This window comes from Streptomyces afghaniensis (genome assembly GCF_044327915.1).
GTDB classification, from domain to species: Bacteria; Actinomycetota; Actinomycetes; order Streptomycetales; family Streptomycetaceae; genus Streptomyces; species Streptomyces afghaniensis.
On the sequence record NZ_JBIRGJ010000003.1, the window covers coordinates 99,304 to 113,817 of the forward strand.

At 72.9% G+C, this 14,514-nt stretch carries 7 protein-coding genes and 1 tRNA gene; all 8 read right to left on the reverse strand.

Translation table 11 applies throughout. From position 1 onward, the window contains the following. Positions 1-93: 93 nt before the first annotated feature. Positions 94-1,743 (reverse strand): PucR family transcriptional regulator, encoded by a 1,650-nt coding sequence (locus ACH4G3_RS11045; RefSeq protein WP_397624184.1) that lies wholly within the window; start codon positions 1,741-1,743, stop codon positions 94-96. A gap of 60 nt (positions 1,744-1,803) precedes the next feature. Continuing rightward, positions 1,804-1,877: transfer RNA gene (locus ACH4G3_RS11050), tRNA-Thr, on the reverse strand. A 106-nt stretch (positions 1,878-1,983) separates the two neighbouring features. Beyond that, positions 1,984-3,618: an alpha/beta hydrolase gene (locus tag ACH4G3_RS11055; RefSeq protein WP_397624185.1), complete on the reverse strand. Its 1,635-nt coding sequence runs from the start codon at positions 3,616-3,618 to the stop codon at positions 1,984-1,986. Between the two features lie 143 nt (positions 3,619-3,761). Continuing rightward, entirely contained in the window at positions 3,762-4,967 is a 1,206-nt protein-coding gene (locus tag ACH4G3_RS11060; RefSeq protein ID WP_397624186.1) for a DNA polymerase III subunit delta', read from the reverse strand. A gap of 152 nt (positions 4,968-5,119) precedes the next feature. Beyond that, entirely contained in the window at positions 5,120-8,440 is a 3,321-nt protein-coding gene (tmk, locus tag ACH4G3_RS11065) for a dTMP kinase (protein WP_397624187.1), read from the reverse strand. Between the two features lie 156 nt (positions 8,441-8,596). Further along, complete coding sequence (gene topA / locus ACH4G3_RS11070) at positions 8,597-11,428, reverse strand: type I DNA topoisomerase (RefSeq protein ID WP_397624188.1); 2,832 nt, start codon at positions 11,426-11,428, stop codon at positions 8,597-8,599. Between the two features lie 246 nt (positions 11,429-11,674). Further along, positions 11,675-11,872: a hypothetical protein gene (locus tag ACH4G3_RS11075; RefSeq protein ID WP_397624189.1), complete on the reverse strand. Its 198-nt coding sequence runs from the start codon at positions 11,870-11,872 to the stop codon at positions 11,675-11,677. Positions 11,873-12,216: 344 nt separating this feature from the next. Continuing rightward, complete coding sequence (locus tag ACH4G3_RS11080) at positions 12,217-13,746, reverse strand: DUF7059 domain-containing protein (RefSeq protein WP_397624190.1); 1,530 nt, start codon at positions 13,744-13,746, stop codon at positions 12,217-12,219. Positions 13,747-14,514 lie beyond the last annotated feature (768 nt).

Sequence of the window (14,514 nt, forward strand, 5' to 3'; positions counted from 1 at the left end):
CGCAAGCGTATGGGGGGTCATGGGGCCAAATGTTTGTGAAGGCTGAACAAACTCGCCCTTGATGGCTGTACGACCGGCCAATGCGGAACCGGTTCAGCCGGTGGGCGGCAGCCGCAGCTGGAGCATGGCCAGCAGACGCTGGTCGGGACGGCTGAGATCGAGGCCGGTCAGCTCCTCGGTCCGGCGCAGGCGGTACCGCAGCGTGTTGGGGTGCACATGGAGCTGTGCGGCCGCCGCCCGGATGTCACCGAAGCAGTTCAGGTACGTCAGGAGGGTCTCGGCGAGCCGGCCCTGGTGCCGGCTGTCGTGCGCGGCCAGGGCGGTCAGCCGGGGATCCCGTATCTCGGGGTGGGCGGAGAGCAGCGTGAGTATCTCGCTGATCAGCACCTCCGCCTGGATGTCCGGCAGCGCGGCGACCGCGACGGTCACTCCGGCGCTCACCATGGCGTCGAGTATGCGGTCGGCCTCCCGGCGCGACTCGGGGACGTCCCCGAGCCCCGGCACCAGGCAACCGACCGAGCCGCGCAGGGGCAGGCCCAGGTGGCGGCGTGCGGCTTCGGTGATCTCCTGGGTCCAGCCGCGCAGCGTGTCCGTGTCGATCCCGCGGGGCAGCTGGGGCAGCAGCACATAGATGCGGGACTCGACCTGGGTGACCAGGGCGCTGCGGTGCCGGGCGGCGATGTGCACGGAGACCAGGTTGGTGACCTCGGAGTGGGTCAGCTCCGGTGCGGCGACGCCCTCCGCGGACTCGTACGCCTCTGTGGCCCCGTACGAGAATCCCAGCACGGCGGCCGGGCGGGTGGCGTCGAAGCCCAGGTGAGTGGCCAGCGGCTGCGGTCCGGTGCTCCCGTCCAGTAGTCCGGCCAGCAGGGTCCGGGTGAGCGTCACATCGTCCGACAGCTCCCGGCGACGGCGTACGAGATGGAGCGCCGCGACCCGGGCGGCGCCGAGCAGCGCCTGGCGCGAGCGTTCGGACAGCGGAATCGAGCCCTCCTGCACCCAGATGGTGCCCAGCTGCCGGTCCCCGGACCGGATCGCCACCGCGAGCCGACGGCGGATGCCCAGCTCGGGGTGGCTGTCGATGCCGATCACCTCGTCGCTGGAGTGCAGATGCTGGAACACGCCCCACTCGCGCAGCTTCGCCAGATACCCCTCCGGTCCCTGCCAGCCGAGGATGGAGCGCCGCCGCAGGTCGTCCGCCTCGTCGGAGTCGGTGGTGCGGGAGTAGGCGAGCACCCGGTTCGCGGCGTCCTCGATGCTGACGATGCCGCTGGTGAGGATGGCCGTGGTCTGGGCGAGCGAGAACAGGTCGCCCTCCTCCGCCCCCATGCCGGGCTCCCCCGGCGGTGCGTCGTCGAGAGCGGCCCGGGCCAGCGCGTGCACTTGCTCCCAGCGTGCTTCGCTGCGCAGCGACAGCAGGGCGACCCCGGCCTGCGCGGCGGCCTCACTCAGCGCCGCGGCCTGGCCGGGCGCGTCCAGCTTGACCACGACGGCGGCGGCTCCGTCCCGCCCGGCGGCCCGCAGCGCGGGAAGAGCGGCCCGGCCACGGGCACCGATCACGAGAACCAGTTCGCCCGGCTGCGCGGTCGGCAAGTCCTCGGGATCGAGCAGCGACACCGCACGGACCTCGACATCCAGCCCGGCGGGAGCGGCCTGCACCTCCACCAACGAGTCGCCCAGCGCCATCAGCAACTGACGCAGGTCGATGCTCGCTGCGGCGGGAGACACTGCGGCCGGATCCATGATCGTCGCCTCCAACACAAAAAGCCAGGTCAGAAATCATCTGACCTGGCCCTTGAGAAGAGCCGCCTTCGGGATTCGAACCCGAGACCTACGCATTACGAGTGCGTTGCTCTGGCCATCTGAGCTAAGGCGGCGCGCTGTCCGCACTATGGTGCGATCAGCAACGACGGTAAGTCTACACAGTTTCCGAGGGTGCTCCGTACCAGCCCCGGAGGCAGGGTCTCCGGGCCGGCGCAGGGGTCATGAGCAGCGCTTGCCGTCCGTGGGTGGGGTGCCGCGCAGGAGGTACGCGTTGATCGTGCGGTCGATGCAGGAGCTGCCGCGGCCGTACGCGGTGTGCCCGTCGCCCTCGTAGGTGAGGAGGCGGGCCGAGGAGAGCTGGCCGGCCAGGGCCTTCGCCCAGCGGTACGGGGTCGCGGGGTCGCGGGTGGTGCCGACCACGACGATGGGGGCGGCGCCCTTCGCCTCGATGCGGTGCGGCTCGCCCGTGGCATGCACGGGCCAGTACGCGCAGTTCAGGGAGGCCCACGCCAGGCCCTCGCCGAAGACCGGGGACGCCTTCTCGAACGTGGGCAGCGCCCTGCGCACCTCGTCGGGGGTGTCGAAGGCCGGTGGCAGGTCGAGGCAGTTCACGGCCGCGTTGGCGAACATCAGGTTGCTGTAGCCGCCGTCGGCGTCCCGCTCGTAGTAGCCGTCGGAGAGGACGAGGAGCCCGGAGCCGTCGTTCTTCCTCATCGCGGAGGTCAGCGCCTCGCGCAACTGCTGCCAGGCGCCCTCGTCGTACATGGCCGCGATCACGCCCGTCGTGGCGAGCGACTCGGTGAGGCGGCGGCCGTCGGGGGCGCCGGTGGTGGCCGGCCGCGCGTCCAGCTTCTCGAAGAACGCCTTGAGGTTCTCGCCGACCTGCTCGGGCGAGGTGCCCGCGCCGCCCAGCGGGCAGTCCTTGTGCCGTACGCAGTCCCGCGCGAACGACCGGAACGCCGTCTCGAAGCCCGCCGTCTGTTCGAGGTTCAGCCGCCGCGCGGGCAGCGACGGGTCCATCGCGCCGTCCAGCACCAGCCGGCCCGCCCGCTCCGGGAAGAGCCCGGCGTACGTCGCCCCGAGGAAGGTGCCGTAGGAGGCGCCGACGTAGTTCAGCTTCTTGTCGCCGAGCGCTGCCCGCACGATGTCCATGTCCCGGGCCGCCTCGACGGTGGACACATGGCGCAGCAGCCGGGGCGAGTCCGCGCCGCAGCCCTCGGAGAACGTCCGGAACGCCCTGACCAGTCCGTCGGTCTCCCTGGCGTCGTCGGGTGTGTTGTCCGTCTGCGTGTATGCGTCCATCTCCGGCCCGTTCAGACACCTGACGGGCTCGCTGCGGGCCACGCCGCGCGGGTCGACCGCCACCATGTCGTAGCGGGCACGGACCTCGGCCGGGTAGCCGATGCCTGCGTACGCCTGGACGTAGCCGATCGCCGAGCCGCCCGGCCCGCCGGGGTTCACCAGCAGCGAGCCCAGCCGCTTCCCCGGGCCCGTGGCCTTCTTGCGGGCGACGGCGAGCCGGACGTCTCCGGCGGCCGGCTTGGAGTAGTCGAGCGGCGCCTTGATCGTGGCGCACTCGAAGCCGGGGACGCCGCAGCCGCGCCAAGCCGGCTTCTGTCCGTAGTACGGAGTGAGGGCCGCCGGGGTGGCCCGTGGCAGCGCGACCAGTGCCGCTTGCTCCGCCGCGGCCGTGGCGGACGTCGTCGAGCTCCCGGAGGAGCAGGCGGAGACGAGCAGCGCGGCCGTGGCGAGGAGGCCGGCCGCGGTCCTGGCTCCGCCACGGGTCCGGCGGTGCAGGCCGCCGGACCGGGAGACAGAGCGGTCGGCGGAGCGGAGGGTGCGCCTTGTGTCCATCCTGCGAGCGTAACTCTGGGCGACGAAATGGATGCCCAGCGTGCGTGTCGTGCCTCGTACGAGTTACGGCGTCAATTCCTCGTCCGCCTCGTGCGACTCGTGCGCGGTGCCGTGCGGTGCCGTGCGGTGGCAGCTCTGTCGGCTCAGCCCGCTCTGAGTGCCATCGTCATGGCCTCCACCGCGAGCAGCGGGGCCACGTTGCGGTCGAGGGCGTCGCGGCAGGCGGCGATCGCCTCGATGCGGCGGAGCGTGGACTCCGGAGAGCTGCCGCGGGCGAGGCGCTCCAGGGCGTCCTCGGCGTCGGCGTTGGCGATGGCCACGCGGGAGCCGAGCTGGAGGGCGAGGACGTCGCGGTAGAAGGCCGTGAGGTCGGTCAGGGCGAGGTCGAGGCTGTCACGCTGCGTGCGTGTTCTGCGGCGCTTCTGCTTGTCCTCCAGGTCCTTGATCACGCCCGCCGTGCCGCGCGGCATCCGGCCGCCCTGGGCCGCGCCGAGGGCGGCCCTCAGCTCCTCGGTCTCCTTGGCGTCCGTCTCCTCCGCGAGCTGCTTGGCGTCCTCGGCGGCCGCGTCGACGAGCTCCTGGGCGGCCTTGAGCGCGCCGCCGATGTCCTCGACCCGCAACGGCAGCCTGAGGACGGCGGCGCGGCGCTCGCGCGCGGCCGGGTCGGTGGCCAGGCGGCGGGCCCGGTCGACATGGCCCTGGGTCGCGCGGGCCGCCGCGGCGGCGACGCCGGGCTCGATGCCCTCCCGGCGTACGAGCATGTCGGCGACGGCGTCCACCGACGGCGTGCTCAGGTTCAGGTGGCGGCAGCGGGAGCGGATGGTCGGCAGGACGTCCTCGATGGAGGGGGCGCACAGCAGCCAGACCGTGCGCGGCGCGGGCTCCTCCACGGCCTTGAGGACGGCGTTGGCCGACTTCTCGTTCAGCCGCTCGGCGTCCTCGACGAGGATGACCTGCCAGCGGCCGGTCGCCGGCGAGGTGAACGACTTGCGGACGGTGTCGCGCATGTCGTCGGCGAGGATCTGCGTGCCGACCGCGGCGACGGTGGTGACGTCGGCGTGCGTGCCGATCAGGGCCGTGTGACATCCGTCGCAGAAGCCGCAGCCCGGGGAGCCGCCGAGGGCACGGTCCGGGCTGACGCACTGCAGGGCCGCCGCGAACGCCCGCGCCGCCTGGTTCCGCCCGGCCCCCGGCGGGCCCGTGAACAGCCACGCGTGCGTCATCTTCGAGGTCTCGGGCGGGGGAGCGTCGGCCGCGGCCGCGGTGACCAGGGCGTCGGCGTCCCGGGCGGCGGCGTCCAGCTGCTCGCTCACCCTCTCCTGCCCGACGAGGTCGTCCCACACGGTCATGGGTCACGCCGCCCTTTCGTCACGTTCCACGGTGCGGGATCCATTGTGGGGGTGACCACTGACAACGCCTGCCGCCTCCCGCTCCCCCGGGCCCGGCCCGGGGCCCGTCTCCTGCGCCGGCCCGGGCTCCCCCGGCGGAGGAGCCGGAGGCCTCAGCGGCCCCGGCCGCCCTTGCCCCGGCGCCCCCGCCCCTCGTCGGGCTCGTCCTCGTGCGGTCCGAGCAGCTCGTCCGCCAGCGACGGCAGGTCGTCCAGCGGCGTCTCCTCGGCCCAGTCGGACCGCGGGCGGCGAGGTCGGCCCTCGGCGTCGAGCTGGGGCAGCTCGCGCGTACGGTCCTCGGTCCCGTCGGGCCGGGCGGCCGGGGCGTCCTTCCGGAAGTACCCGGGCGGAACCCGGTCCGCGGGTTCGTCCCCGCGTACGGGCGGCAGCACGGCCGTCTCCTCGGCGTCCCCGGGCCGGACGGGCGGCAGCACAGCCGTCTCGTCCGCGTCCCCCGGCCGGACCGGAGGCAGCACAGCCGTCTCGTCGCCCGCCCCGGAGGGCACCTGGGGCAGCACCTCGGTCTCGTCCCCGGAGCCGGATCCGGACCAGGACCCGGAGCCGGGGCGAACCGGCGGCAGTACCTCCGTCTCCTCCCCCGCCCCCGGCGGAACCGGCGGCTTGGGCAGCTCGGCCGTCACCTCGGCGTCGGACCCACCGGAGGTCCCGCCCCGGCCCTGCTCCTCGTCCCGCACCGGGCGCAGCACAGTCGTGTCGTCCGCCGAGCCGCCCGGTGTCACCACGGGCGTGGGCACCGTCGCCGCGTCCTGAGCGGCCGTCGGACCGGAGGCACCACGCGGGGCAGCATTCTTCGGCCCGGCCTCCGCGGCAGCGGCTGCCGCCTCCGCCAGGCGCCGGGCCTCCTCGGCCCGCAGCAGGGCCTCCTCGGCCTTGCGCTGCTTCTCCAGGCGGAGCGCCTCGGCCTCGGCGCGCAGCCGTGCCTCTTCCTCGGCCTGCTTGCGGCGCCGCTCCTCCTCGGCCTTGCGCCGGGCTTCCTCCTCGGCGCGGGCCTTCTCCTCCGCGAGGAGCCGGGCCCGCTCCTCCTCGGCCTTCTTCCGCGCTTCCTCGGCCCGCCGCCGGGCCTCCTCCGCCTGCCGTTCGGCCTCGCGCCGCTGCGCCTCCTCCAGCTCGCGCCGCTTGCGCTCCTCCTCCTCGGCACGCAGCCGGGCGAGCTGCTCCTGGCGCTCGCGCTCCAGGCGCTCCTCCTCCGCCTTGCGGGCAGCCTCTTCCTCGGCCTTCCGGCGGGCCTCCTCCTCGGCCTTCTTCCGAGCCTCCTCCTGGGCCTTGATCTCGGCCTCGGACAGCGGCAGCACCTGGTCGAGCCGGTGCCGGATGACGGTCGTGACGGCCTCGGGCTCCTGGCCGGCGTCCACCACCAGGTACCGCCCGGCGTCGGCCGCGGCCAGGGTCAGGAAACCGGCCCGCACGCGCGCGTGGAACTCGGCCGGCTCCGACTCCAGCCGGTCCGGCGCCTCGGTGAACCGCTCGCGCGCGGTCTCCGGCGCGACGTCCAGCAGGACGGTCAGATGCGGCACCAGTCCGTTCGTGGCCCAGCGGTTGATCCGGGCGATCTCGGTCGGCGACAGGTCACGGCCCGCCCCCTGGTAGGCAACGGAGGAGTCGATGTACCGGTCGGAGATGACGACAGCGCCGCGCTCCAGGGCGGGTCGTACGACGGTGTCGATGTGCTCGGCCCGGTCGGCGGCGTACAGCAGCGCCTCCGCGCGGTGCGACAGCCCCTCGCTCGACACGTCCAGCAGGATCGACCGCAGCCGCTTGCCCACCGGCGTGGCCCCCGGCTCGCGCGTCAGCACGACCTCGTGGCCCTTGCCGCGGATCCACTCGGCGAGCGCCTCGGCCTGCGTGGACTTCCCGGCTCCGTCGCCGCCTTCCAGGGCGATGAAGAAACCGGAGGCGGCGGGTGCCTGGTCCGGGTCGTCGCCGCGGAGCAGCGCGTCGCGCAGGTCCTGGCGCAGCGGCACTCCGGACCGGTCGTCGACCTTGGCCAGCACCAGCGCGGCCACCGGCAGCAGCAGGGCGCCGGCCAGCATCAGCGTGAAGGCCGCGCCGCCGTGCGCGAAGACGAACTTGCCGCTCTCCAGCCGGTGTGGCCCGATCCCCGCCGCCACGACCGGGGCGATCACCGCGCCGAGCGCCACGCACACCCGGACCACCGCATGCAGGTGCTCCGTCGTACGGGACCGCCGGTACTCCTCGGTCTCCTGGTCGAGCAGGGTGTGGCCGATGTTGGCGGACATGCCCGCGCCGACGCCGGCCAGCGCGAGGATCAGCAGCACGCTGGTGACGTCCGGGACGAGCCCGGCGGCCAGCAGCGCGACACCGGTGAAGGCGATGGCCAGCGCGAGCAGCCGGCGGCGTGACAGGGCGGGCAGCAGCGAGGGCGCCGTACGGATGCCGACGACGACACCGCCGGTCAGCGCGCCCACGAACAGCCCGTAGAGCACGGGGCCGCCGCCCAGGTCCTTGGCGTGCAGCACGGCCACGGCGACGGCGGCGGACACCGCGGCGGCGACGGCCGCGCAGGCCAGCACCAGCAGCGGCATCACGCCGGTGCGTCCCTTGTCGGCGCCGGTGGTCGTCTTCGGGCGGCGCAGCCCCTCGAGCGGCGACCGCGCGCGCGGGGTGCGGGTGGCGGGCAGTTCCAGGAAGGTCAGCACGGACAGGGAAGCGGCGAACAGCCCTGCCGCCACGTAGGAGGCGAGGGCCGCCTGGTGCTGCCCGAACCAGTCGATGCCGGCGCCCAGCAGGTTGTTGAACAGGGACGCTACGACGAGCGCGACGGCCGCGAGCGGGATCGCGATGAAGCCGGTGCGCAGCGACAGGCGGCGCAGCGCGTCCATGTGGTCCGGCAGCGGCCGGACCGTCGCGCCTTCCGGTGGCGGGGGCGGCAGCAGCGCGGGGGCCGCGCTCTCGCGGCACACCGTCCAGAACCGCTCGGCGACTCCGGTCACGAAGGCCGTGACGAGGAGGACGGCCAGCGCGTCCTCGGGCGTCCAGTCGATCCACAGCGGCGCGACGATGAGCAGCGCCGCGCGCAGCCCGTCCGCGCCCACCATGGTCCAGCGGCGGTCCAGCGGGCCGTCCTGGGAGGTGAGCGCGGTGAGCGGGCCGAGGAGCACGGCGCCGAACAGGAGCGTCGCCAGGATGCGCACTCCGAAAACGGTCGCCACTGCGAACGCCACGCCGCGGTAGCCGCCCCCGAACGAGCCCTCGGCGACAGCCGCTTGGAGGGCGAGGACGACCAGCACGAGAAGGGCGAGGGTGTCGCCCACGCCGCCCACGAGCTGCGCGCTCCACAACCGCTTCAACTGCGGACGGCGCAGCAGGGCGCGGACGGCACGCTCGCGGGAATCCGCGACAAGGGCGTCGTCAGGGGCCGGCTGAGAGGCCGTTGGATGCTCGGCTCGCGTCATGCGTTCAGCCTATCGGGAGCCACCGACACCCCGGGATGCCCGGCCTGGCATGCGCACGCCCCGACACCGAAGTGTTGCCGGGGCGTTCGCTTTCCGAACCCTGGGCGAAGATCCGGACCTTGAGAGTCCGGATTCCGAACGGGTCCGGAACGGGCCTCAGTCCTCCGCCGGCTCCGAGGCGGTCGCCGTCTTGGCGGCCGCCTTCTTCGCGGTGGTGGTCTTCTTGGCCGTCGTCTTCTTCGCGGTCGTGGTCTTCTTCGCCGCGGTCTTCTTGGCCGCCGTCGTCTTCTTCGCCGGAGCCTTCTTGGCCGCCTTCTTCGCGGTCTTCTTCGCCGGCCCCTTCGCGCGCTTCTCGGCGAGCAGCTCGAAACCGCGCTCCGGGGTGATCGTCTCGACGCTGTCGCCGGAGCGCAGGGTCGCATTGGTCTCGCCGTCGGTGACGTACGGCCCGAAGCGGCCGTCCTTCACGACGACCGGCTTCTCGCTCACCGGGTCGGTGCCCAGCTCCTTCAGCGGCGGCTTGGCGGCCGCCCGGCCACGCTGCTTCGGCTGGGCGTAGATCGCCAGCGCCTCGTCCAGCGTGATCGTGAAGAGCTGCTCCTCGGACTGGAGCGAGCGCGAGTCCGTGCCCTTCTTCAGATACGGGCCGTAGCGGCCGTTCTGCGCGGTGATCTCCTGGCCCTCGGCGTCGGTGCCGACGACACGCGGCAGCGACATCAGCTTCAGGGCGTCGTCGAGGGTCACCGTGTCCAGGGACATCGACTTGAACAGGGACGCCGTGCGCGGCTTGACCGCGTTCTTGCCCGTCTTCGGGGTGCCCTCGGGGAGGATCTCCGTGACGTACGGGCCGTAGCGGCCGTCCTTGGCGACGATCGCGTGGCCGGTGGCCGGGTCCGTGCCCAGCTCGTAGTCGCCGCTCGGCTTGGCGAGCAGCTCCTCCGCGAGGTCGACGGTCAGCTCGTCCGGCGCCAGGTCGTCCGGGATGTCGGCGCGCTGGTGCTGCTCGGTGTCCTTCTCGCCGCGCTCGATGTACGGCCCGTAGCGGCCGACCCGCAGCACGATCTCGTTGCCCACCGGGAACGACGACACCTCGCGCGCGTCGATCGCGCCCAGGTCGGTCACCAGTTCCTTGAGGCCGCCGAGGTGGTCCCCGTCGCCGTTTCCGGCGTCGGCGGCACCGCCCCCGCCGGTGCCCTCACCGAAGTAGAACCGCTTCAGCCACGGCACGGACTGCGCCTCACCGCGGGCGATGCGGTCGAGGTCGTCCTCCATCTTGGCGGTGAAGTCGTAGTCGACGAGCCGCCCGAAGTGCTTCTCCAGGAGGTTGACCACGGCGAAGGACAGGAAGGACGGCACCAGCGCCGTGCCCTTCTTGAACACGTAGCCGCGGTCCAGGATCGTGCCGATGATCGACGCGTACGTCGACGGGCGGCCGATCTCGCGCTCTTCCAGCTCCTTGACCAGGGAGGCCTCGGTGTAGCGGGCCGGGGGCTTGGTGGCGTGCCCGTCGACCGTGATCTCCTCGGCGCTCAGGGCGTCGCCCTCGGAGACCTGCGGCAGCCGGCGCTCGCGGTCGTCGAGCTCGGCGTTCGGGTCGTCGGCGCCCTCGACGTAGGCCTTGAGGAAGCCGTGGAAGGTGATCGTCTTGCCGGACGCGCTGAACTCGACGTCCCGGCCGTCGGCCGCCGTGCCGCCGATCTTCACCGTGACGCTGTTGCCGGTCGCGTCCTTCATCTGGGAGGCGACGGTCCGCTTCCAGATCAGCTCGTACAGCTTGAACTGGTCGCCGGTCAGTCCGGTCTCGGCAGGAGTGCGGAAACGATCACCCGAGGGGCGGATCGCCTCGTGGGCCTCCTGTGCGTTCTTGACCTTCCCGGCGTACGTCCTCGGCTGCGGCGGCAGATAGTCGGCGCCGTACAGCTGCGTGACCTGGGCGCGGGCGGCGGCGACCGCCGTGTCGCTCAGGGTCGTGGAGTCCGTACGCATGTACGTGATGTAGCCGTTCTCGTACAGCTTCTGGGCGATCTGCATCGTCGCCTTCGCGCCGAAGCCGAGCTTGCGGCTGGCCTCCTGCTGCAGCGTCGTCGTACGGAACGGGGCGTACGGCGAGCGGCGGTACGGCTTGGATTCGACGGACCGGACCGCGAAGCTCGTGTTCTCCAGGGCGGCGGCCAGGGCGCGGGCGTTCGCCTCGTCGAGGTGGAGGGTGTTCGCGCTCTTCAGCTGTCCCAGGGAGTCGAAGTCGCGGCCCTGCGCGACCCGCCTGCCGTCGACGGTCTGCAGGCGTGCGACCAGCGACGACGGGTCCGACTGGTCTCCCGCGCGGCCGGTCGCGAAGGTGCCCGTCAGGTCCCAGTACTCAGCCGAACGAAAGGCGATGCGCTCGCGTTCCCGCTCGACGACGAGCCGCGTGGCGACCGACTGGACACGGCCCGCGGACAGCCGCGGCATGACCTTCTTCCACAGGACCGGCGAGACCTCGTAACCGTAGAGACGGTCGAGGATGCGGCGCGTCTCCTGGGCGTCGACGAGCTTCTGGTTGAGCTGGCGCGGGTTGGCCACGGCGGCCTGGATCGCGGCCTTGGTGATCTCGTGGAAGACCATCCGCTTGACCGGGACCTTGGGCTTGAGCACCTCCTGGAGGTGCCAGGCGATGGCCTCGCCCTCGCGGTCCTCATCGGTGGCGAGGAAGAGCTCGTCGGAGTCCTTCAGCAGGTCCTTGAGCTTCTTGACCTGCGCCTTCTTATCGGCGTTGACCACATAGATCGGCTGGAAGTCGTGTTCGACGTCCACACCGAGGCGGCGGACCTCACCGGTGTACTTCTCGGGCACCTCGGCAGCGCCGTTGGGAAGGTCGCGGATGTGCCCGACGCTCGCCTCGACTACGTAGCCGGGGCCCAGGTAGCCCTTGATCGTCTTCGCCTTGGCAGGCGACTCGACGATGACGAGTCGGCGGCCGCCCTGTGCGGTCTCGCTGGTCGGGGACAACTTCGCTCTTCTCTCCGGTCGACGCTGGGGCCTCCCCAGGGTTCGTCTCCCGGGGTCGGGTCGTGGTGACGCTGCGGAGTGTGACGGTACATCCCGCCCCCGTGTCAAACGGGAAAAGCCCGCAACGGCCACTCGAACGGTAACCCGACTACCACCATTCCTGCCGCCCGGAGTGCCCGGAGCCGGCCCGGGCCCATGCGGAGGGCAACCTCTCGGTCACCCACAGGCGCGGCGCCGACACGGGCCTCAGAGGCGGGTGAAGCACCAGGTTCCGGCCGCCAGGGCCAGCACCGCGGCGACGCTCGCGAGGGTCGCCGAGGCGACCGGGCTCACGCCCTGGGCGACGGGCCGATGCCGGCGGACGCATGCCACGGTCCACGCCAGCAGTCCGCCTCCGAACAGGGAGAACACCGCTCCCGCGAAGATCGCCGGTTCGCTCTCCATGGCTCGCCGTGCCCCTTTTCTCCGGTCCGCGTCTTCCCAGCCACGGGAGGCTGACACGCGCGGGCGGCGGGCAGGCGAACCGGAGGTGAACGCCGGGGCGACACAGCAGCGGATCGGGGACTTCCGACCCCCACGGACCGTTTCGGGCGAGGTGTTCAAATCGACTCGAATTTGTTGGCGAGTCCCCTCGAGGAAGGCCCCGTGGTGGGGTGCACGGGGCCGGTGGGACGTGAGGCGTGAGCCCGCAGCGTGCGCCGTGGGGCGCTGGTGGCGTGGGGCGCTGGTGGCGCCCTCGGCAGGAGTGCCTGCCGAGGCGACCAGGACAGGGGTGCCTGCCGCGTCCCTCAGCGGACCGGCTCCAGAAATCCCTGCTCGACGAGCAGCCGGATCTGCGCCGGAGTACGGTCGCGCAGCAGCACCGGGTCCTCGCCGATCAGCTGGGCGATGGCGTCGAGGATGCGACCGGCGCTCATCGTGCCGTCGCACACGCCCGCGAAGCCCGCGCCGACCGTGTCCACCCGGGTCGCCCTCCGCATGCCGCGGTTCTGGCGCAGCACGACATGCTCGGGGTCCTCCGCGCCGGGCAGCCCGACCTGTTCCTGCACGACCTCGGCGCCGAGCCGGAAGTGTCCTTCGAGCAGGGCGGCGTCGTCGTGGTCGCGCAGGTAGTCGAGCCGGTCGAAGTGGGCCCGGATGGTGTCCCCGAGCGGCTGCTCCACCGGATGCGGCCACTCCTCCACCGTGACCGAGGGCACGGCGGCGCCCGTCCTGCGCAGGGTGATCCAGCCGAAGCCGACGGCCTTCACTTTGCGCGCCTCGAACTCGTCGAGCCATGCGTCGTACCGCGCCTGGTACTCCGCCACGTCCTCGCGGTGGTCGCCCGCGTCCCGCAGCCACAGCTCGGCGTACTGATTGACGTCCTGCACCTCGCGCTGCACGATCCACGCGTCGCAGCCCCGAGGCACCCACGCCCTGAGCCGGTCCTGCCAGTCCTCCCCTTCCACGTGCTGCCAGTTGGCGAGGAACTGCGCGAACCCGCCCTCGTTCAGCCGCTGCCCCGCCTCCTGAACGAGCGTGCGGCACAGATCGTCCCCGCCCATCCCGCCGTCGCGGTAGGTGAGCCGGGCGCCGGGAGAGATCACGAACGGCGGGTTCGAGACGATCAGGTCGTACTTCTCGTCGTCCCGCACCGGCTCGAAGAGGGAGCCCTCGCGCAGATCGGCGGCCGGAGTGCCGGACAGCGCCAGGGTGAGGGCGGTGATGTGCAGCGCGCGCGGGTTGAGGTCGGTGGCCGTCACGCGCGTGGCGTGATGGGCGGCGTGCAGCGCCTGGATGCCGGAGCCGGTGCCGAGGTCGAGCGCGGCGGCGACGGGCGTACGGACCGTGATGCCGGCGAGTGTCGTGGAGGCGCCCCCGACGCCCAGGACGACTCCCTCGTCACGCCGGCCGATCCCGCCGGCGCCACCGACCGCGCAGCCCAGGTCCGACACGATGAACCAGTCCTCGCCGCCGGGCCCGCCGTACGGCCGTACGTCCACGGTGGCGGCGAGCCCGTCGCCGCCGGCACGCGTCAGCCAGCCGCTCTCCAGGCAGGCCTCGACGGGCAGGACGTCCGCCACGCGCGTGTGCGGCACGGGCTGCTGAAGGAGGAACAGCCGGACGAGCAACTCCAGCGGCGTGTCCCCTCGGGTCGCCCGGAGCGCGGGCACGGTCTCGCTCCGGGCCAGGGCCGCGTACGCGGGGGCGCCGAGCAGTTCGAGCAGCCCGTCGGCGGTGAAGGAGGCTCCGAGCAGGGCGTCCCGGAGCCGGGCGGCCACATCGGGACGGTCGGAGAAGGGCAGCGGGGACAGGGGTGACTGGCTGGCGTTACTCACGCCCCCATTGTGGCCGCCGACACCGGTATCGCACGCGCCCGTGCCGGGTATCACGCACGGTATGGCGTGCCTCCGCGCCCCGGCTCGGATACCGCGCCCTCTCAAAACTGGCAGGGGCACCGCCTCGCCGCGGTTCAGTATCTCGCACGGCTGCGCGCTCCGATTCGGGCTCGGCTGATCACGCGGCTCCGCTCCCCTGCTCACGTATCGCCCGCCGCTCCACCCCACCACTCGGGCACCGCGCGGCTCCTCGCCGCGGCTCGGGCATCTCGCGCGGCCCGCGCTCCGGCTCGGGCTCGGCTATCACGCGGCTCCGCGCTCCTGCTCACGTATCGCCCGCCGCTCCACCCCACGACTCGGGCACCGCGCGGCTCCTCACCGCGGCTCGGGCATCTCGCACAGCTCCGCACCCCTGATCGCGTATCACCCGCCTCCGCAGACCCGCTCGGACACCGCGCGCGTCCACACCCCAGCTCCGGGCCAGCGCCCGCCGCTCCACGCCCCGGCACGGATATCGCCCGCCTCCGCCGACCGGCTCGGGCATGCCGCGCCTCCGCGCCCCCGACACGGGTAGCGGGCGCGTCTCTGCGCCGCCGGCACGGTTATCGGGCGCGCCTCCGCGCTCCCGGCACGGTTATCGGGCGCGCGTCCGTGCTCCCGGCACGGTTATCGGGCGTGCCTCCGCGCTCCCGGCACAGGCATCGCGCGCGGCTCGCGTCCCGGCTCCACAGTCACTGCCGGCTCAGCGGTCCCGCATGCCCCGGAAGT

Bases quoted from the DNA above. Each gene is read 5' to 3' on its own strand.
- ACH4G3_RS11045 (WP_397624184.1), bottom strand. From the start codon at position 1,743: ATGGATCCGGCCGCAGTGTCTCCCGCCGCAGCGAGCATCGACCTGCGT.
- ACH4G3_RS11055 (WP_397624185.1), bottom strand. From the start codon at position 3,618: ATGGACACAAGGCGCACCCTCCGCTCCGCCGACCGCTCTGTCTCCCGG.
- ACH4G3_RS11060 (WP_397624186.1), bottom strand. From the start codon at position 4,967: ATGACCGTGTGGGACGACCTCGTCGGGCAGGAGAGGGTGAGCGAGCAG.
- tmk (WP_397624187.1), bottom strand. From the start codon at position 8,440: ATGACGCGAGCCGAGCATCCAACGGCCTCTCAGCCGGCCCCTGACGAC.
- ACH4G3_RS11075 (WP_397624189.1), bottom strand. From the start codon at position 11,872: ATGGAGAGCGAACCGGCGATCTTCGCGGGAGCGGTGTTCTCCCTGTTC.